General features: G+C 40.3%; 10 protein-coding genes. 4 read left to right on the top strand and 6 right to left on the bottom strand.

All coding sequences use genetic code 11. From position 1 onward, the window contains the following. Nucleotides 1–64 precede the first annotated feature (64 nt). The 3 genes from GR929_RS04930 (at nt 65) to GR929_RS04920 (ending at nt 2,781) form a co-directional block, all read left to right on the top strand. On the top strand, nt 65–832 hold the full coding sequence (locus GR929_RS04930) for a type IV toxin-antitoxin system AbiEi family antitoxin (protein ID WP_159517817.1): 768 nt from the start codon (nt 65–67) through the stop codon (nt 830–832). Further along, entirely contained in the window at nt 829–1,749 is a 921-nt protein-coding gene (locus GR929_RS04925; RefSeq protein ID WP_159517816.1) for a nucleotidyl transferase AbiEii/AbiGii toxin family protein, read from the top strand. Before GR929_RS04930 ends, GR929_RS04925 begins: the two co-directional genes overlap by 4 nt. Before the next feature lie 240 nt (nt 1,750–1,989). Further along, nucleotides 1,990–2,781 (top strand): metallophosphoesterase, encoded by a 792-nt coding sequence (locus tag GR929_RS04920; RefSeq protein ID WP_159517815.1) that lies wholly within the window; start codon nt 1,990–1,992, stop codon nt 2,779–2,781. 1,017 nt (nt 2,782–3,798) lie between these two features. Here the strand turns inward: GR929_RS04920 and GR929_RS04915 are convergent. The 6 genes from GR929_RS04915 to GR929_RS04890 all read right to left on the bottom strand — a co-directional run bounded on the left by GR929_RS04915 (nt 3,799) and on the right by GR929_RS04890 (nt 11,330). Further along, the gene (locus tag GR929_RS04915; protein WP_159517814.1) at nt 3,799–4,992 is read right to left on the bottom strand and encodes a VapE domain-containing protein; all 1,194 of its coding nucleotides are present in this window, start codon (nt 4,990–4,992) and stop codon (nt 3,799–3,801) included. Nucleotides 4,993–5,069: 77 nt separating this feature from the next. Next, nucleotides 5,070–5,408, bottom strand: coding sequence for a helix-turn-helix domain-containing protein (locus GR929_RS04910; protein WP_159517813.1), 339 nt, complete (start codon nt 5,406–5,408; stop codon nt 5,070–5,072). A gap of 213 nt (nt 5,409–5,621) precedes the next feature. Then, nucleotides 5,622–6,044 (bottom strand): hypothetical protein, encoded by a 423-nt coding sequence (locus GR929_RS04905; protein ID WP_159517812.1) that lies wholly within the window; start codon nt 6,042–6,044, stop codon nt 5,622–5,624. A 113-nt stretch (nt 6,045–6,157) separates the two neighbouring features. Next, nucleotides 6,158–7,387, bottom strand: a complete 1,230-nt coding sequence (locus GR929_RS04900; RefSeq protein WP_159517811.1) for a site-specific integrase — start codon at nt 7,385–7,387, stop codon at nt 6,158–6,160. Nucleotides 7,388–7,803: 416 nt separating this feature from the next. Further along, complete coding sequence (locus GR929_RS04895; RefSeq protein WP_159517810.1) at nt 7,804–10,818, bottom strand: M1 family metallopeptidase; 3,015 nt, start codon at nt 10,816–10,818, stop codon at nt 7,804–7,806. Nucleotides 10,819–10,997: 179 nt separating this feature from the next. Next, nucleotides 10,998–11,330 (bottom strand): hypothetical protein, encoded by a 333-nt coding sequence (locus tag GR929_RS04890; RefSeq protein ID WP_159517809.1) that lies wholly within the window; start codon nt 11,328–11,330, stop codon nt 10,998–11,000. A gap of 876 nt (nt 11,331–12,206) precedes the next feature. Here GR929_RS04890 and GR929_RS04885 point away from each other — a divergent pair. Next, a partial coding sequence (locus GR929_RS04885) for a beta strand repeat-containing protein (RefSeq protein ID WP_159517808.1) occupies nt 12,207–21,945 on the top strand: 9,739 nt, incomplete at its 3' end.

Raw genomic sequence — 21,945 nt, 5'->3', positions numbered from 1 at the left:
AATATAAAACAACACTCAAGCGAATTCAGGTTTTATTTTTTATTTTTGTCTCAAAACGTGTAGCATGACTACCCAAAACAAGACATATTTAAAAAGACTATTCAAGATATTACAACCCGGCTGTGTGGTTACTGTCGACTGGTTGGAAGCTTATGGCATATCCAGAGATTTACAAAAATACTATCTTAAAAGTGGCTGGCTCGAATCAATTGGGCGAAGTGCTTATAAGAAACCGGGGGATAAAATAGAATGGCAAGGTGCCTTAAATGCCATACAGAAACAAACTGCAACCAATGTTCATGTCGGTGGATTATCTGCATTGGCACTGCAAGGTTATAGTCATTACTTTCGCATGAACAATGAATCCTTGCAATTATTCTCTCCTTTAAAGACTAAGCTACCAAAGTGGTTTACCGACTACAATTGGGGGTTAGATTTACAACATCACTTGAGTTCATTTTTGCCATCGGACTTAGGTATAAAAGTATTAGAGCAAGGTCAAATACAAATAAATGTTTCTACGCCCGAAAGAGCCATCATGGAATGTTTATACTTGGCTCCTCAAAAAATGGATTTGGTCGAATGCTTTCACATATTTGAAGGCCTGGTAAATTTAAAGCCTAAACTGGTTAATGAACTTCTAACCCAGTGCAATTCGGTAAAAGTTAAGCGTTTATTTCTTTATATGACAGAAAAGGCCAATCATCAATGGTTAACGTTTTTAAAAACAGATAAAATAGATATTGGAACCGGGAACCGAATGCTTGCAGAAAAAGGCGTACACGTTCCTAAATATTTACTCTCAATCCCTAAAGAATTAGCAGATTTATGATTTCTACGACATATAAAGCTCAGGTAGATTTATTATTACAGGTTTTGCCTTTTGTAGCAAAAGAGAAGAATTTTGCCCTAAAAGGTGGAACAGCCATTAACCTATTTGTAAGAAATATGCCTCGTTTATCTGTGGATATCGACCTTACTTATCTACCATTAGATTCAAGAGAAGATGCTTTGAATAATATTCAGGATGGATTAACACGTATAAAAGCTGATATCGAAAAAAATGTACCTGACGTAAAAGTTCATACCGTGCCATTAAATGGAGGAACCGATGTGAAATTAAATGTCCAGGGGAAAAATGCTCAAATTAAAATTGAAGTTAACACCATTACCAGAGGTAATGTATTTCCAACTGAACTGATGCAGGTTGTTGATTCTGTTCAGGATGAATTTGACAAGTTTGCAGCGATCAACGTAGTATCGTTAGCAGAATTATACGGTGGTAAAATTTGCGCTGCAATCGACAGGCAACATCCTCGTGATATATTTGATGTTAAGCTACTATTGGAAAATAAAGGATTAACCGATGGAATATGGGATGGCGTAAAAATTGGATTGATTAGCCATTACAAGCCAATAAGTGAATTATTATCTCCCCTCCTAAAAGACCAAAAGTCTGCATTTGACAACCAATTCGCAGGGATGACTTCTGTTGAATTTTCGTATGATGATTACGAAAAAACCAGAACAACGTTAATTGAAACCATCCAACAAAGACTTACTGAAGATGAAAAGCGATTTTTATTAAGCTTCGAAATGGGAGAGCCAGACTGGAAGTTGTTTCCGCACCCTGTTTTAAAGGACCTACCAGCAATCAAATGGAAACTACTTAATTTACAGAAGTTAAAGAAGGACAATCCCAATAAACACAAACAGATTATCGAAAACCTAAAGGGTATTCTATTCTAAATCTAATTCTTCTTCTTCCGTTTTTTCCTCTTTTGAAAATAAGGATTATATCATCCTCTGATAAGAAATCGTATTTTAGCCTTGGATTTATAGTTAAGAATGCACCCGGGAACACGTGCCTGCGGGCCTGTTCTCGGATTTTCTACAAAAAAAAGAAGACTGAAATTTGAACAAACTAGATTCATAATAGAAATTAGCGTTGTTGCGAAAGCACCAAATACATAGCAGAATTAGAATTCGATGAGTCATTTAACCATCCAATATTGCTCCGACTTACACTTGGAATTTCCGAAGAATGAACAATTCATTCGAGCAAATCCGATTCATCCGGTCGCGCCAATCCTTGTTCTGGCGGGAGACATTGTCCCCTTGGGTTCCATCTCGCGTTTCAACTGGTTCTTCGATAGACTTGCCAACGAGTTCGAGCAAGTGATTTGGGTACCTGGCAATCATGAGTATTACAGGGAAAATCTCGACACGTACGAACATCCGCTACATCGGGAAATTCGAAACAACATCGCATTGGTCAATGATACCACAATTAATTACGAAGGAGTGAACTTTATTGCGGCAACCCTATGGTCTAAAATTAGTATTCAAAACGCTTGGATGATTGAACGCTGCATGAATGATTTTCATGTCATTAAAACCGGTCGATCACGTTTTTCATCTGTTGGCGCAAACTTGTTGCACCGCAAAAGCCGGGCTTTTATACGAGAAGAACTCGAAAAACTGAACGGTTGCCCGGTTGTAGTATGTTCGCACCATGTCCCCACATTCATGAATTATCCGGAGCAGTACAAAGGTGATAGTCTGAATGAAGCTTTTGCAACAGAGCTTTCACCACTGATCGAAAAATTTGGGCCCTACGCCTGGATTTTTGGTCATCATCATGTCAATATTCCGGCTTTTAAAATCGGAAAGACGCAAATATTAACAAACCAATTGGGCTATATTGATCGGAACGAACATGCTAGATATAGCAGTGAGGCTTATTTTGAGATAGATAGAAATAGAACTGAAAAACAATAAACTAACGTATAATCTGCACAATAACACTGCAATTGTTATTCTGCAAATTGAATGTTATTGTGAGACAATTTCACGGAACAATATAGCATTCAATGTTCATTTTCAGCGTGCTCTGCAACCTCCTTTGTTTGATGCGTTCTCCTCTTCTTTTCAATCTATGATTTTCCACATTTACTTTTCAGATATTACATTGATGGTTATTTTCAACAAAAAAGTGTATTCCGATGGAAATAAACAACACCACAGAATATTAACACAGTATTTAACGCAAAACCTTCATCCCTCATCAATAAGATAACCATCCAACTCTTTTATTTTAGCTAGGATTACGTGACTGCTAGATTCTGGTGCTCCATCGACACACTGATAATTTCAACTGCAACGAAAGAAAACCGCTCCCAAAAAATTATATATAATCCGGACAAGCGAACACACTAACATCGAAACACTAAAACAGCATAACAAGCGAACACAATAACGAGAATTGATAAACCGAAGCAATAGAGATGACTTTGGTTTGTGAAAAGGGCAGCATCCATTTCTCGTAAAACCGCCTTCTCCATCTCCCTTTAGAATACTAAACCTTTTTCCCCAAGTTGCGCCCCTCCCCCAACTTGTTGGCACGAGGTTCTTGTCCGTACGAAAACACATCTTGCCTGGCAAAAAACGCACTTTAAAGAAATCCGAGTTCCAGACACCTTCAACAAATTGAATAACAACCGATTCAATAAATTTCGTGATACATATAACTAATAAAACAACAAAAAAAGAAGATACAAGGATGCCAAGTTTTCCTGACTACAGTGACTACACATCTTTTAAGCACTGATATACTGAACTTTAAACACGTACCGACCTAGTTTATCATCTGTCTACATAACTGACTACAACTTCTTGATTATTTGTAGTCATGTAGTCACGTTGTAGTCAGTTATGTAGTCATTTGATTAGTGGCTGTTTTGCCCATAAATACTAGTATTTTGAAGATGTAGTCAGTTTAGTCACTTATTTTTCGAATTAGCATATTGTCCGCCTTTTAATTGGATATTTCTTCCTGATTCTGCCCTGATCATCTCTAACCGATATGCGCTTTACACCCAGTTTTGACAGCGCCTCTCCTATTCTTTTAGTTGAAATATAATTTTTCGTGAAGGCTTCCAAGTACAGCTTGATTTCACCAGCTGAATAAAACTCTTTTTCTAAACCATCGACATCAAAGTATTTGTCAATTAACTCCATCTCAATTGAAACAGAAGTAAATTCCTCATTCTTCTGATTAATCTCTGCCACCTCCTCATCATTAAACCAATACCGAAATCCGGATAAATAAAGATGATACGCCTCAGCGTATGCCTTGGCCAAATCCACTTCTTTGAGTTTTTCAACATTACAGTTTTGAACGCAAAATGACAGAAACCTCCTTGAGCCAGTCGCATCGGTAAGAAAGTCATCTCCATTAACAGTTGCAGCAAACGAAGCTAAATGCGGGCGTGTCATATCAAAAACTGCAAATGGCTTTCGATAAGTGACTTTATCTTTGGTTATCAACTCCTTGATATCATTTTCATCCTTCTTGTTGATCTGTTTTAATTGATCATCGATAATAATCAGGAGTTTACTGTGAATCAAAGCCAGCGTATCCTTACTGTTCGGATCAATCTTTCCATTGAATTTATACGGATCCAACTCAGGTGGAATGATTTGATTGAACCAGGTTGTCTTTCTCTTCCCTTGGGCTCCGGTAAAGACTAAGCAAGTATGATTCGTACACCGATCCTCATCAAAAACATTGGCAACCAGAGCCACAAACCATTTGGGGAAAACCTTCTTGAAAAAATGATGGTCCTCCACGGTTTCGAAATCAACAGTATTAATGATCTTCTCAATATTTGTAATTCCGATACATTGAGGTAAATCCTCGATATAACTTTTAATCGGATTCTCTCTTTCCGCAAAATCAGACTCCAACAAACGTCGTAAATTGTCAATTGAAACTTTTATTCCGTTAGATTTTATATTGAAAAAAATAGAATTTAAATAATAGTCTTCCAGAGATATGAAGCAACGCTCCCCATTACGTTTAAACTCGCTCTTTTCAGTAACGCTATTAAAACGAATATCGTAATTTGCCCTTAAAAATTCTTTCAAATCCCTCAAACCACGATCTTGCTCCTGCTGCTTGAATGGGACAACTTTACCATTTCTTTTCATGATAGATGGAACTTGTGAATTACGTGAATAGAAACTTGACAACTGGATACCAACAGCCAGTTGGATCCATGGAGTATTCACTTTTTCCGTCTCGCACTCCTCGCGATCGTACTACAAGCCTGGCTATAGTCATGCTTTGGTTTTGACTGATTTTCGGCCCACTGCAGAATCTCTTTGCGAGAAAACACGAGCTTGTTCCCGTAAACTTTTACCGGAATCTTCCCGGTTGAAGTAAGTTTGTAGATCTTCGCTTTTGAAGTTGGATATCCGTTCTCTCTCAACACTTCCACTGCATCATTTAAAGTAATGGAATCGATTGTCTCTTGAATGGCCGCTTGTTTGGGTAAAACTTTGGAAATAACATCGGTAATGATTTCCTTCAATTCCTCAGGGGTTGTTACAATAATGTTTGACATTGCTTTCACGTTTTTATTTCTACTTCTTTTTTATTGAACTTAAAAGCAAAATAAAAACACAAGAAACTCATTATCAACACTCCAAATAGCTATACACGATCTTCAATCAAGTATTTTATCCACCCAAAAGAAGCAAGTAAAGTTTAATTCTTCCACCTAACATTTACATTTTCCATGCAAATTACGGAGCTATACCCGTGATGTAAAGTTGATTTATTTCTTTTTTATTGTTTGATTTTCCTTTTGATCTTGTAGCTGTTTCAGTATCTCTTCGGGCGGAAAAACTTCTTTACTAGGACATACACCAGCCCGGATTGGGGTAATAAAACCATCTGAAATCCACTTATCCAACGTCGGTCTGGAAATCCTTAACATTCTTACAATTTCTTTTTTGGATGTTACCGGCTCCCCTTCAACCGTTTTTATGAAAGCACTGTTTATTGCGATGTATCTCTTCAGGTTATCTATCGCGTGCTCAATGTTTCGGATTCGAGGGACAATCTTCTTTTTCACTGATATTTCAATGGTTTCCATGTCGTATTCCTCGAAATCAGATCGCTTTCGAAGCTCATCAACAATCTCATTGAAGATAGCGGTATCTCGAGCAAGGATTTTATGGACTTTCCGACGGGCCATTTTTCATTTTTCTATATTGTTCTCTAATTTCCAATATTCTTTTGATAAACACCAACGGACTAACAATAAATTATGGATAAATAAATATTAGGACGAGATAGCTCCAATGCCTTTTAGTCAAAATTAGTCAGGAAGCTTGCATTCTTAATCCGCTCCTCTTTTTCAAATGAAGCCAGGTAATTCTCAGTTGTTTTGAGATCATTATGACCAAGACTTTCTGAAATATAGGCAATGTTTGAACCGGATCTCTTCAAAACAGTTGCAAAAGAGTGTCTTGCAGAATACGTACTCAGCCCCTCTACGCCGATAGCTTTACCAATTTTTCGAAGCCGACGGTTACAATTACTTATAACATCCCTGGTTCTCGCTTTTATTCTCGCTGGAGATTCATCACCGTTCAGGAAATCAAAGATGTAACTATCCTGACTTTTATCCTTATTTCCCCAACGTTTCATGATCCCCTCCATTTCCGGCGTCACGATCGCTTTAATTTCCTTTTTTACTTTTGCCGTCGTTTTTGTCTTTGCCCGAATAAATGATATCTCTCCATTCTTAATATTAGAACGTTTGAGTGTCAGTATATCGGCAAAGTTTATTCCGTTACAGAGATACGAGAAAAACCACATGTCCCTTGCGTGCTCAATCGCTTCACTCCCGTCGGTATAAGTCACCAATTTTTTAATCTGATGCAGCGTTAATGCCAATTTCCTTCCCTGACCAGTTGGGATCTCATATTTCCCTCTGCCAAAAGGATATTGACTTTCCTTAACAATATGGGCTTCTTTGGCACTATTCATTACAGCCCGAATTGCGCGACATCTCATTCCTACCGTAGTGTATGACTTGCCTTCCTTCAGGAGATGTTTCTCAAATTTGCGTAACCAATCCGGAGTAACAGAATCGAACCCAATATTCTTGCCCGCAAATTCCTCAATACTCTTCAATGTATAGCTATAATATTCACTACTATTAATCTGTTCATTCTCTAATAGGGTCTCGATTTTTAATTGAAAAGCTTGATTTAACGTATCACCCGAGTTCTTTCCAAGGTAACTATTCAACGCAGTCAGAGAAAAACCGTCTTCCCGTTCCAATTTTATGACAGCGTCTTTTACTTTATCGAACGAATACTGAATATCACTACGAACTGAGATCTTATTCCGACTTCTTGTTTCCGGCAATTTCTCCCAGTCATCTATACTCATCTTCTTTCCTGTAGCATAGTATTTTCTTACTCTGTTAAAAGTTACACGTATCTTTACGGGGAATATCTCGCCTTTCATTTCTTTTCGTTGATCAAGAATTGAAGCGATTGTGATTCCATTATTTGCATATGTAAACATGGCCTTCTAATTATTCTGTGTGCGACAAAAATTTGCACACAATTTGCACACAAAATTAGTCTATCCGTCAAAATGAAGCAAATAAAAAATCACTAACAGCACCACACAAATACCTACCACACTGGATATTAGCAATAAAATACAAAACGATAAAAATAGAAGAAAACAGATTTTATTTAATTCATAATCATGAGGTCGGCGGTTCAAGCCCGCCTCTCGCTACTGAAAATGAGAAGCTTTCCACAAATTGAAAGCTTCTCATTATTTTATTTATACAAGACCGCTCGGTTAATTAATTCCAAACAAAAATCTACACAACAGCGGACCAATCTTTCAGACAACCACAACGTAGTTTATTTTAACAATACGACTATTTCAACAAAGTCTTAAAATCGATCAGTTCAACAGAAGAAGTTCTAGAATACTGATCGTTGATTTAAATTAATTTGAGTGAATGAATCTAGTGTAAAAACCAGTCGAATTCGATCTTTAAATGGCCCAATTTCTGATTTGATATTGTTACTGATAAACAAAGGAATGTAAAATTCAATTAGATTCCAGAATCCAGTTTTAACGCCAGCTTCGAAGAAAACGTTCGGATTATCGTGGTGTTCACCACCGGTATCATTAAGTAAAACAGTTAAAAATGGTTTGATGGGGAGTTTTTCTATTTTGCGAGGCAAGCTGCTTGTCAAGGTCAAGGAAAACAGCCAGTCACTATAGCCAAGACTCTTGTTGACTGGTGAAACCAATCCTCCTTCGTTCAGCGTCATTTGTCGCGACCAGAATGTTGATGGAAACGCACTAAAACGATCGGGGTAAAAACCCTGATAAAGATATAATTCGCGACCACTTCGTCCGGCCGGAGCCAGTCCGTATAACGAAGCCGCAGAAACTTCGTTCAGCATGGCACCGGAATACAATCTAAAGTCCAGCCCCCGGCCTTCTCCATAGTAACTTAGTCGGTAATTCAATTCTGCTGTTATTTTTTGATAAACCTGTGCATATTCAACAGCACTATGTAAAATAAACGGATTGATCCTGCTTCGTTTTTTTAGATGATATCCGACTTGGACGAAAGAGTTTTGTTCGGGCTTTTCTTCTCTGTTTAACTGAGAGAGGTCGGATGCCAGAATGTAATTCCCGTAAATACTTTGGACAAATGGTTTTTGTTGACTTGATCTAAAAAAAAGCTCCACCCCGGTTTTTAAGGTTTGGTAGTTTTGATTGCCAGGAGCTCCAAACTGGGTTCCTTCAAGCGAAAAGGTAGCCTTACGAACCAGTTTTTGAAACGGAGTAACGGTATAGAACATCCTTGCGTAACCAGCCAATTTGGAATGTTTGAAACCATAGAAAGGCATGATAAAGTATTCTAATGGCTTCGGAATGACAAAACCATTGTGCAAAGCCATTCCGGCCATTACCCCATTTTCTCTGGTCCAGCTGAAAGATGGAAAAAACATGAGGTTATTTTTTTCCTGATCTTCGATCGAAAAGTAAAGTTGAGGCTGAATCGGATCAGCCTTCCGAAAAACACCATGATCCCTGATGTTATTATTTTTTCGGAAGATCTCTGGCATCACATGATTTGGGTCGATTTTGACTTCAGTATAATTGCCAGCAGGAAGCTGAATCCATCGTTGACCGTCAAAGCCATCAATCCACTTTTCAAAATAAACAGAATCATCTTTCATTCCGGCAATAACCAAAGGCGAAACCAACTCTCCCTTATTCTTGATTAGAAGTTTTTGGTCTTGCAAGCGTTCCAGTTTGTAATCAAGCCGTTTGGTTGTGCCCAGAAAATCTTCAAAAAACCAATCGAGGTCCTTACCCGTGTGCGATTCTATTGCAAGCCGGAAATCAGCGGGCTGCGGATGTTTGAATTTCCAGCGGTTATAATACTCATTCATGGCCGAATCAAAAAGAGAATCACCTAAATACGCACGTAGATAGTTTATTCCCCGGGCTCCTTTGTAGTATAAAATCAGGCTATAGTTGATGGCATTCAACTCAGTAGCAGCAAGGTTAATTGGTTGCTCAAGATTATTTCGAGCCTGGCTTAGCCAATAATATTCTTCTGCCTGCAGCACATGTTGTTGATCAAGATTCAAGAATTTTGCCAGCGTTTCGTTTTTTATATAGATCTCCCAAAGTTTAGAGTCCGGATACTTTTCCAACATGTGTCGTGCGGTATAAGCACTGGTAAGCGACTCGTCAAGATAGGGGTACAACCGCTCATTCGACGCCAGCGAGCTGTAAAACCAGTTGTGACAAATTTCGTGGGTAATGACCTCATCGAGGCTGTAGGCGTCGTTCGCCTCTCCAATAACTGCCAAGCTCGGATACTCCATTCCGAGCCCGGATTTAAGTTTGGATTGAACAACTGTGAAACTGGAGTAGGGATAGTCGCCAATCCATTTGGAAAAAGCAAGCAAGGCATCGGAAGCATAAGATGAGGCGTTCTCCCAGAGCTCTGCCTGATGATCCGTAGACAGAGCATAAATGGTCACTTTTCTGTCAGATTCAGGCAATAATATCGTCTGTGTTGTGAGGTGAAAATCAGGGTCAGCAAACCAGGCAAAATCGTGCATATTCTGACTGGTATACCGAAGTGTTTTGAATTTTACTGAACCGGGCAAATCACTAACCTTTTCTTCTGCAAGCGTGTCAAATTGGATGGTGTCGTTGGCGATACGGTCTAACCGTTGTAATTCGTGGCTGGTTTTTAGCTCACCGGTTGCGGCTACGGTATAGTTTTCGGGCAGCGTAATCGATACATCATAGGTTCCGAATTCAGAATAAAACTCGCCTTGATCCAGATAGGACATGGGATGCCAGCCGTCTTTGTCGTAAACAGCTGGCTTTGGATACCATTGTGAAATTTGAAACGATTTACCACTAGAGCCTAATCTTGAGATTTCGCCTTGTGGAACTTGAACCCTAAACGGAGTGCTAATATAAGTTGTATCGCCCGGCTTCAGCGGCTCATTCAAATGAACCTGACAGATATCCTCTTGATCCTTCAAAAAATGCCAGTGAAGTTTTTGACTATTGTCCCTGAAGTCTAAAGAGTCAATCGATCCCGCCAGCAACGGATCATTGAACAGTTTTTCTTTGCCATATAATTGAACCAGTTGTTTGGCTAAAGCTGTTTCGTTGTTAGAATAGGCATTTGGCCAGAGATGAACATAAAGGAAATGGAGGGTGTCGGGCGAGTGATTAATATACTCAAAAACCTCGTTGCCCCGAAGTAGGTGATTTTGATCGTCGAGTGTGACTTTTATTTCAAAATTGACTTCCTGCTGAAAATAGTTTTGCGCAGTAGCCTTGCCGCAATAAATCACGCTGAGTAAAAGCAAAGAGAGACTTCCTATTCTGAATGTATTCCAACTGATCCCTGACTCGCAAATAGCCCTGTATTTTTGTTTCATTTCTTGAGTTTGAAAATCCAACCCCCAGGACTCGAATTTAATTTTGACAGAATGATTTTGTTTCAACTTAGAAGCCAAGCTGCTTCAATGACTTTCCAACTCACCATTGAAATTCAAAAAGCACCATGAATTTAGCGCAATCAGACTCAATGTGTAAACTGAAATCAATTCAGAATCGACTACAAAAGAATGATCAAAAGAATAATAATCAGAAGTGTACTTCCACCAATGTATATGGTTCCGTCATGCTTCTTTACGTTCTTCTTGATCTCCTTCACCTCTTTGCGCAAGACACGTTTTTCCTTCGAAGTCATTTCCGATTTATCCATCTCACGGATCTCTTCAACACGATCTACTAACTTATTGATCTCTTCCTCTGATAGTTTGTTCTCCGTTTCTGCTTTTGTCGCATCACTTTCGGAAGCCGAATTTTCTTTCGAATCATTGGCCAATAATGATGTTGTACTAAAAGCAAAGATCAGTAGAAATACAAAAAACACAATTTTTTTCATTTGATTAAATTTTAAATTCATGAACGAATGTACTTAATGAAAAACAACAGTTTACGTCCAATATTGTTGGAATACCGCTTATCAGTCTGATTTTCAAAAGCAAATACTGCATCCTTCATTGTTGTCTTGTACTGACTGAGATCCCTGAATGTATCCAATTTGAAAATCACGACACCTCGGCTAAATGATTAAATCAGTCTCTACATCAGACCTTTAAGGATCACTAATTTTTCTCTCGGTTGTCAATACACCGTTGATGGCACAAGAAGAAAAATGACTTAACTTGAGTTTTCATGATCGGCAAACAACTACGAAACACCCCAGCAAAACCCTATAGAAAAAAAACACCTTGACGCTTTTCTTGCTAAACTCTAAGAGAAAAGCCGATTCGAAAAACACTTTCTACCGCATTATAAAAGTCGGTCAATTTTCCTGGCAACAATTATTTGTCATTTAGTCTGTAAGTGATTTCAAGATTTACACCTCAAAAAAAACTATTGGACATTTGATCTAAAGGCTGAAAGAAAGGGGTTACTAATCAGTGAAAAATAGAATAAACAGTTGAAATGACGGGGGAAACACATGCTATTAAGCATATTAATATCATCTCAAGTCAAAAAATCTAAAATAGATTCAAATTCAATATTTTCACTATTTCAACGATAAAGAACTATACAACAGAACTTTAAATTACAATAAACGTCAACTAAATAACGGTATTAGTATGCGATTTTAAATAGCTTTACTTTCCTTTTTATAACGAGAAAACAACAACAACTAAATTACAACAATAGAGGGAATTAGCGTATTTTTTTTGTATTTTTGAGGTGTCGGTAACGCGTGAATGTTGGATATGGTGTAAGAATCAATTTTTAAATGGTCCTAAAAAATAAGATTCTTTCGGGTGTATTGGGTGCGGCGGTAATTATATTTTTATTATTGGAGAATAAATTCTCTGAATCTCATCCACTGGATAAGGAATTGTATATCAATACCTTAACTAAAACAGCTATTTCTATTTCAGAACCTAACATTGAAGCAAAAAAGCCCTCACCTCCCCTTGTATTAGACCCGAGACTCAAACACCCTCCACTTATCGATCCAACTTATTTTCAACACAATCCCCCCCCGTATTCACTATCTTCCAGGTCAATTGATTCAAACTTATCTTTAAAAAAAGAGGTTAACCAAACAAGAAATAACAGTCCGCCTGTCCTTCTAGCCACTACTGAGAAAAACATTCATTTTACAAATTTAAAATCTAATATATCTGATAACAACTCTACCTTTTCAAGTTTATTCTATCACAACAACTCCCCGACAAACACTTCTGCTGCCGGCACAATTACATCTGTCTCAACCGGTGGATTATGGAGTGACCCAACCAGCTGGGTGGGTGGCGTTGTTCCCGGAGCAGGTGATGATGTAATAATTGCAAACGGCACTACAATTACAGTTGACAGCGATGTAACCTGCCAAAGTATTACAATTAACGGCGGAGGGTCTTTAGTTGTTAATAACTCAACAACACTAACAGTTACCGGAGATTGGGACAACAGCGGAACTTTCAATTCCGGCACAAGTGGAACAGTTTCCTTTTCGGGCTCTACCCCCGCCGCCATCAGAGGAACCACAACTTTTGAAGAATTGATTGTTGACAAAGGAAGTCTTTCATCAACGTTAGCTATATCAGGAGATGTAACCGTTTCAAGCGGTGGAAGCTTAACAGCTACCAGCGGACTGATTCAGATAAACAGCAGTGCTAGCTTCAGACTGGACTACAGCAATCAACTGGATATTCCTTCAATTGCCGGAATTGAAGTAAATGGAGGAACGCTAACTACAGGCAATTTCTCAATTTACAACGAGGGGCTCATCAGAATCATCTCTGGAACGGCAACTTTTGGAACCAGTTCAGGGAATAGTGTTCATACACAGATCGATGGTGCATTTCATGTCGTTAACGGAACAGTGAGTTTTGCAGGAAGACTTGAAAATACCGCAGGAGGAACTTTAACTCCCCCTGGAATTGCATCCGGCATTAATATTTCTGGCGGGAATATTACTTTGAGCACTGCAGGCAACGGACTAAGCAACACAGGTTCTTTAAATGTAACAGCGAATGGTAATTTCAACTTTACAGGGGGTATTATAGTGTTCGAAAATGCAAGTACAGCAGCAACATCGCTAGATTTGGGATTCGTTAGCGGTTCCGGTACAAAGATAATCACCAATGGTATTTTCCAGTTTGGAAACGCTTCAACAACTTCGTTGAGTTCTTTCGTAATAAATAGTGAGATACCAATACCCACCATTGAAACGTATGCGAATATCGATCTGGAATTATCTAATTCAGTGATTATTTCAGATCAGTTGACACTCGGAACAAATAGTCGATTACAACTCAACGACAATACCATCCAAATACACGCATCCTCTCTTGGAACCTACTCATTTCCGATTGTTAGTAGCAGTGGCACATTAATACCACTTGACTTACAGATAACGAGTGGAAGTTCAACTTCTTCATCGGCCATCAGTATCTCAACAACTGAAAGTAAACATCCAAATAACGCTAATATAGCTAACTACCTTGACCGCTATTGGGATATTGACATATCGGACATTACCGGATTGACTTATGATGTTATTGCAAATTATTCTGATAATGATATCAATGGAACTGAGTCAGGAATAACGATGGGTATTTACAGTGGGAGCTTACCTTGGACAAAAGGCAATATCAATACCTCAAGCAACACAATTTCGGCCACTGGAATAACTGACGAATCAATTTCATTTTCCGGTTTAGCCGCTGCTCCTCCAACGGTAAATATCACAGCTGATAATTCAGCCATTTGCAATGGAGAAACCGCTGAACTGACTGCGAATGCTTCTGGTGACCCTATATTAACCTACAGTTGGACTTCATCACCACCGGGTTTTACATCAACGAGTGCAGTTGTAAATGTAAATCCTTCCGCATCAACCACCTATACTGTAACAGTGACAGATGGTAATGGATTTACAAACACGGCAACATCTGACATCAATGTTAACCCTTTACCAACAGCAACAATTTCCGGAACAACAGCAGTTTGTCCAAATGGCACGCAACCCACAATCACCTTTTCCGGAGCAGATGGCACAACACCTTATACATTCACTTACACGATAAATAGTGGGGTAAACCAAACAATTACAACATCATCCGGCAATTCTGTAACACTTCAGGCTCCAACATCTGCTACTGGCATTTTCAATTATAATTTAATTAGCGTGGAAGATGCAAACGGGTGTAGTCAAAATCAAACTGGTACGGCAACAGTTACTGTTGAAGACTCGGAAGCTCCAACTGTTTCAAATTGTCCTTCATCTCCGATAACAGCAACAGCCGATGCCGGATCATGCACCACTACCGTAAATTACACAACTCCTACATTCGATGATAACTGCGATGGAACCGGACTTTCCGGAACCTTGATCTCTGGACTAGCCTCCGGCTCAAGCTTTCCTGTTGGCACAACGACAGTCACGTACCAATACACTGACAATACAGGGAATGGGCCAGTCTCCTGTTCCTTCGACGTTGTTGTTGATGACAATGAAGATCCGGTCATAGCAAACTGCCCCACTGACATCAGTACAAATAATGATCTTGGGAACTGTGGTGCAAACGTATCCTGGTTCCCACCTAGCTTTTCTGACAATTGCACACCAACATCAAGCCTCACCATTGTCAGATCAAACAATCCGGGCGACTTTTTCCCTGTTGGGACAACTACGGTCACTTATACTGTAACCGATGTTTCTGGAAATTTCAGTACCTGTAGTTTTAACATCACCGTTAATGACATTGAAAACCCGACGAGCGAAAACTGTCCGGCAGACTTAGACGCTTATGTCAGCATTGACTCCTGCGAAGCTGTTGTTAACTACACACTACCAACATTTCAGGATAATTGTGATGGAACAGGACTGACCGGTACTTTAATCGAAGGCTTTGCTTCCGGCGAAATCTTTCCACACGGAACAACAACAGTTACCTATTCATACACAGACGCAGCAGGCAATGGCCCCAAAACGTGTTCTTTTTATGTTAATGTAATTGACAATATTGATCCCACAATCTCTTGCCCTGCGAATATCACCGTTGATACTGATCCCGGCGCATGCGAAGCTACGATTACAATTGGCCCCCCAACCGTTAATGACAACTGCATAACTACAACAATTACAAACGACTACACCAATACCGACAATGCTTCAAGCACCTATCCCATTGGAAGCACCAACATTGTATGGATGGTTACAGATGCTGTAGGCAACACCTCCACCTGCACGCAAACAATTATTGTTCAAGACAATGAATCCCCAACAGCCTCCACTCCTGAAAATTTAGGCCCTTATAGTTGCTATTCTGATATTCCGACACCTGATATAAGTGTTATTACAGATGAGGCTGACAATTGCGGGACGGTTAGCGTAAGTCACTTAAATACCACTGGCGACCCAGGATGTACTGGCACAGTTATCAGAACATACCGACTAACTGATCAATATGGTAACTCCACAGATATTGATCAAAACATTCTTGTTGAAGATACAACTCCTCCGACCGCTGATACACCAACACCACTCGGACCATATGCTTGTTATGACGATGTCCCGGCACCAAGTCCAACAGTAGTTAAAGGTAAAACTGACGCTTGTGGCGGAATTGTAACAACATCTTTCATTAGTGACACTTCTGGTCCTGAGTGCACTGGAACAATAACACGAACATATCGTATTACAGACGATTGTGGCAATTCAGCAGACATTACTCAGGATATATTAATTGAAGATACAATCGCACCTGTACTTACAGGAATTCCGGCAAACGCAACCGCAAATTGCAACAATATTCCAACAGCCGCAACACCAACGGCAACCGATAACTGCGACTCCTCACCTACCATTACCTTAGTTGAAAGCAGCACACAAACAAGCAATGGAAGTTGCACGGATTTCAGCTATACACTCACACGAACCTGGACTGCCGAAGATGCTTGTGGAAACTCGTCATCAGCAAGTCAAAACATTACCATACAAGATATCACAGCCCCTTCAGTTACCGCTCCTTCAAATATTACAATTGATTGTTCGGACAGTCAGGACACGTCATTTACAGGATCTCCTACCATTAATGATAATTGCGACAACAATCCGAGCATTAGTGTTTCAGATGAAGTCAGCTATCTCGGATGCGCCAGCGAAGCTTCAATTATTCGCACTTTTACCGTTACTGATGCTTGTGGAAACTCATCTACTGTGAAGCAATATATTACCGTTGAAGACAACACTCCCCCAACTTGGGATAGTTTTCCTTCTGACTTTTCAGTTGCATGCCCGGATTCCATTCCAGACACAGTAACCTTAACAGCCACCGACAACTGCGGAACAGCGACAGTAGAAATTATTAGTGACTCTTTTCTGGGGTTAGATGGCCAACCCGGCTTTTGCCCATCAGGAGTACAGACCGTATACCGAGCCACTGATGAATGTGGCAACTTTGTACAAGACACACTCTTTATCACTGTTTTGAGTGAATGTGGCTGTAGCACTTGCGAAAGCTCAGTTCCTCACCAATATGCAGACTTAAGTTCGAACCCTGACTCCTTATGGATTGGCGAATGGCTAGAACGAGATGGAAACTGTTGTGACGTCCAAAAAAACCATGAATGTCAATCAATTAACCTCTTATTACATGAAGATGCTGTTGCCATTCAGATTAATGATGTTCAGGCTCCCTCATACGGAAGTGAAACATACCAGCTAAATTGTGGCCCGGAGGATGTTTTTGGTAAATGGATATGTGTTGATGGCCTGGGACCACATATTATTACTGTTTGTAAACCGGGAAAGGAAAAACAACAAATTGAGATCCGGTCTATTTCTGGAGTAATTACTCCAGAAAACTTGAGTACCAGAGTAGGATGTGACTACGAAGTGAGTGTTGAAGGTAATCTAGACGAATCATCAATTACCTGGACTGATATATCAGGAAATGGTTATGAAAGTTACTTGTCCTGTACTTCAGGATGTTTCACAACAACATTTACCCCGGGTGAAAACGCCCCCACGACTGTAAAGTATGAAGTATGCGGAACGATTGATGCCGTGTACACAAACTCAAAACAAGATGGTCTTGAAAATTGTATTGATGGTGTTGAAGTGTGCGACACAGTCACAATTACAGTATATCCACAAGTTGACATCGATATTGAAGGAACTGAAGTTTGTGAACCTGCAAGCCCGACATATACCGTCACCCCGATACCTACCGGAACATACAATGTATACTGGTACTCAGGTTATGGATCGGCTGGGACTCCCGTTTACACCGACACAAATGTCAGTCAATCAACCTTCACCCCATCGATAAACTCGGCCGGCACATACCAGTATTCTGTAAAAGTTGTTGAATTGATTACCGGTCTTGAATGTGCTGAAGACACAGCCAACTTCGATATGATCATTCATCCCCTGCCGGTATTCGACCTGGGTGCTGATGTCTCTGCCTGTACTGAAAGCTCCATAACCATTGATTTACCAGACGAGTACACCTACACGTGGTCGCCATCAACCGATGTTATCCAAGGTGCAAACCCCGGCGATTTCACTATTTTAGCTAACACTGTTGGAACAACAACTTATACAGTAACCGCAACTACCGAATATGGGTGTACCGCCACCGACACCTGGACTGTAAATGTACAAGCTTGTCTGGCATGCCGGGATACGACCCTTTGCCCGGATGGATCTTTTTCCATTTCTACTGTCGGCGAATTTATTGCTGCCGGAGGTATTGTAGACTACCCGTGTAATGTAAGCGACAATAGCATTCAATTATTAGCGTCTGTTACCGATGGTAATAGTTGTCCGGAAACGATAACAAATACTTACGAAATAACTGATGACTGTGGGAACGCCGAGTCTTGTGATCTTATTATCACATTAAATGACGTGGAGCAGCCCTCACTAATATGTCCAACAGATATTTCTATCGATGCCTGTTCATATGTTGAAGTAGAATCAATTACGGGACTCCCTCTATCTACAAATGCAAGTACAATTAGTATAGAGCAATTACGATCAGCAGGAGGCGATGCGTCTGATAATTGCAACTTAATTATTACATACCAGGACGTTACCACCGGCACCTGCCCAACAACAATCCGTAGAACGCTCACCGTTTCTGATTTATGTGGAAACGAAAGTCAGTGTACTCAAACAATACTCATCAACGACACTTCAAAACCCGACATCACCTGTCCTATTGATATTTTAGAAGAGGCTTGCAGCCTATCGGACCTGGCTAGTCTTACCTCCCTTCCTTATTCAAGCACAATCAGCACAATTACAGGAGCTGAATTTATTGCAGCTGGAGGCTTAATTAGTGACCCTTGCGGAGTGCAAAACATTACTTATCGCGATTCGGAATCTGGGAACTGCCCAATTAATATAGAACGTTACTTTACATTCACGGATTCCTGTGGAAATGACACGACTTGCAGCCAAACAATAGAGTTTACCGACACCGAAGGCCCAACAATAAGTTGTCCATCAAATCAAAACTACGAGTGTCTGACATCTATTCCTGCAGCGTATTCTACTGTTGCTGAGTTTGAAGCTGCAGGAGGTATACTTACTGATAATTGCAACATCGACGCGTTGTCATTAAACATGATAAACGAAACGACCAGTGTTGGCTCATGCCCGATCATAGTTAGCCGAACCTATCAAATTGCCGACCTCTGTGAAAATATTGCTACTTGCACCCAAACATTTACAATTAACGACACCGAAGCTCCAGTGCTTCATGACATTCCTGCAGATGTTGAGTTTGAATGCTCTGATTGTGTTCAGTCATTTTTAAACTCAAGTTTCGAAAATCCCGTGCAAACGACAAGTTCAAATTCTGAAGCTAGTTTTATTGACTGGGGTGGATATGGCAGTTGGATTTACTGGCACGAAAACGGCGTTGAAGGATGGGATACAGAGGCTTCAGACAGCAGAATTGAACTACATCCTTCTGGATTCGATAATATCAATTCGGCTGATGGAAATCAACACGCTGAGCTTAACGCACATCAAAATTCAGATCTATTTCAAACATTTTGTACTGTTCCTACAACGTACTTACAAATTGGGTTTGCCCACGCTAAAAGAAGTAAATCAAATAATACATCAGACGATATAATGCAAGTGCTTATCGGTGATGCGACACAACCTGAGAGCACTTACACTACATATGGTCCATTTACTCAAACACAAATGTCAACATGGACTTATCATACTATTTCATATCCCGTTCCTGCCGGACAAACTTCAACGAAATTTATTTTCAGAGCGGTTCAAGGAAGTCCTTCTACGATATTGGAAGGCAATCTAATTGATGATATCACTGTATTAACATTATTTGATCCAGCCGCAATTCCATACGTTACCGATAATTGCAATGCATCATTGGATATAGACGAACAACGGGTTGATGGAGAATGCGAAGGAAACTACCAGTTGTTTAGAACCTGGACAGCAACCGACGATTGCGGCAATTCAACCTCTGCAACGCAAACAGTTACGGTTGGCGATTTCGAAGCTCCGGTTTTGGTTGGTCTTCCAAACGATACAACAGTAAATTGCGATTCAATTCCTGATCCGGCCAATGTAACCGCTACCGATAATTGTGCTGATGTTACTCCGGTTTATAGTGAAATAAGTGGAAATGGGTGCACCTATACCATCGAAAGAACCTGGACCGTTGAAGATGATTGTAATCATATCACCAGCCACACTCAATACATAACAGTTCAAGATACGACTCCTCCAACATTCACCGTTCCTGTCGATACAACTATTTATAAAGATGACAACTGTAATTACGACACCTCAGTAACAAACACCGGCGATGTAACCGATGAAAGTGATAACTGCTCCATTAATCTGGATGCCAGCTACTCTGATGTCGAAACACCCGGCTCCTGCTCTGGAGAAACTATTGTTTCCCGAACTTGGAGCCTAACCGATGATTGTGGAAATAACATCACCTATTTGCAAACAATTACCGTAGCTGATACAATCAGCCCAGTAATTTCCTGTCCTCTTTTAGATGATGTTGAAGCTTGTGATATCTCTGAATTCAATACACAGACCAGCTTCCCTTATTCTGAAACAACACAACCTATAACAGTTGCCGAATTTGAAGCTCTGGGAGGAACGGCTAGTGATAATTGTAATGTATTTACAATCTCCTATCAGGACGTAAGCGACAATGGAAATTGCCCCGAAACAATTACTCGAACATATACCGTAACCGATGATTGTGGAAACATTACGACTTGTGCCCAAACGATTACTTTAAATGATTATACACCTCCAGAATTTACCGTTCCTGCTGACATCACTGTTTATAAAGATGATGCCTGTAACTACATTGTTACTGTCGACGAAACTGGTGATGTTACCGATGAAACAGATAACTGTACCGCTATACTAAATGCTACATTTACAGATGTTGAATCCACTGGCTCTTGTGTCGACGAGACTATTATTACCCGCACATGGACACTCGTTGATGATTGCGGAAATGATTCGATTCAGGTTCAAACCATTACTGTCGCTGACACAATTAGTCCGATTGTTTCCTGTCCTCCTTTAGCTGATATCGAAGTTTGTGACATCTCTGAATTTAATGCACAAACCAGCTTCCCTTATTCAACGACCCCATCACCAATCACAATCGCCGAATTCGAAGGTATTGGAGGTACGGCTACTGATAATTGCAATGTATTTACAATCTCGTATCAGGATGTGAGCGACAATGGAAATTGTCCCGAAACAATCACCAGAACATTTACCGTTTCCGACAACTGTGGAAATGTTACTACCTGCACCCAAAGCATAAACCTTATCGACACCACTCCTCCATCATTAACATGCCCACCTGATAATTCAATGGAAGCATGTAACACAGACGGCATTGAGAGTCTGACCACCTTGCCTTTTTCAACAACAATAACAACAATCACTGATGCTCAATTAATAGCGGCTGGAGGAACCGCATCTGATAATTGTGCTATTGGTGAAATAACTTATATTGATGATAGCACAGGAATTTGCCCCATTGTCATTACCCGAACGTTTACCGTTACTGATTCCTGTGGCAATGAGACGAACTGTGAGCAGAGGATTGAAATAGCGCCGGATCCGCTCACCGCTTCAGCTCCTGACCCGGTAACGGTCGATGCTTGCCGTACGGACTCGACATTGCAGGACGTATTTGATGCATGGATCGCTCAGTTTACCTTTGGTGGTGGTTGCGACCCGGATACTGCATTCTCTGGTGCGACGCTTCCCGACCTGTGCGCTGGTGGTACCGCATCCGTAACATTTACCGTATCGGATACCTGCCAAACACTGCCGGTAACATCCACATTCACCGTTACTCCGCCGGATCCGCTCACCGCTTCAGCTCCTGACCCGGTAACGGTCGATGCTTGCCGTACGGACTCGACATTGCAGGACGTATTTGATGCATGGATCGCTCAGTTTACCTTTGGTGGTGGTTGCA

It is taken from the genome of Sunxiuqinia indica (genome assembly GCF_009847015.1).
In the GTDB taxonomy this organism is placed as follows: domain Bacteria; phylum Bacteroidota; class Bacteroidia; order Bacteroidales; family Prolixibacteraceae; genus Sunxiuqinia; species Sunxiuqinia indica.
Note: the sequence above shows the minus strand (reverse complement) of the source record. Positions and strands in the feature narration are given on the sequence as shown.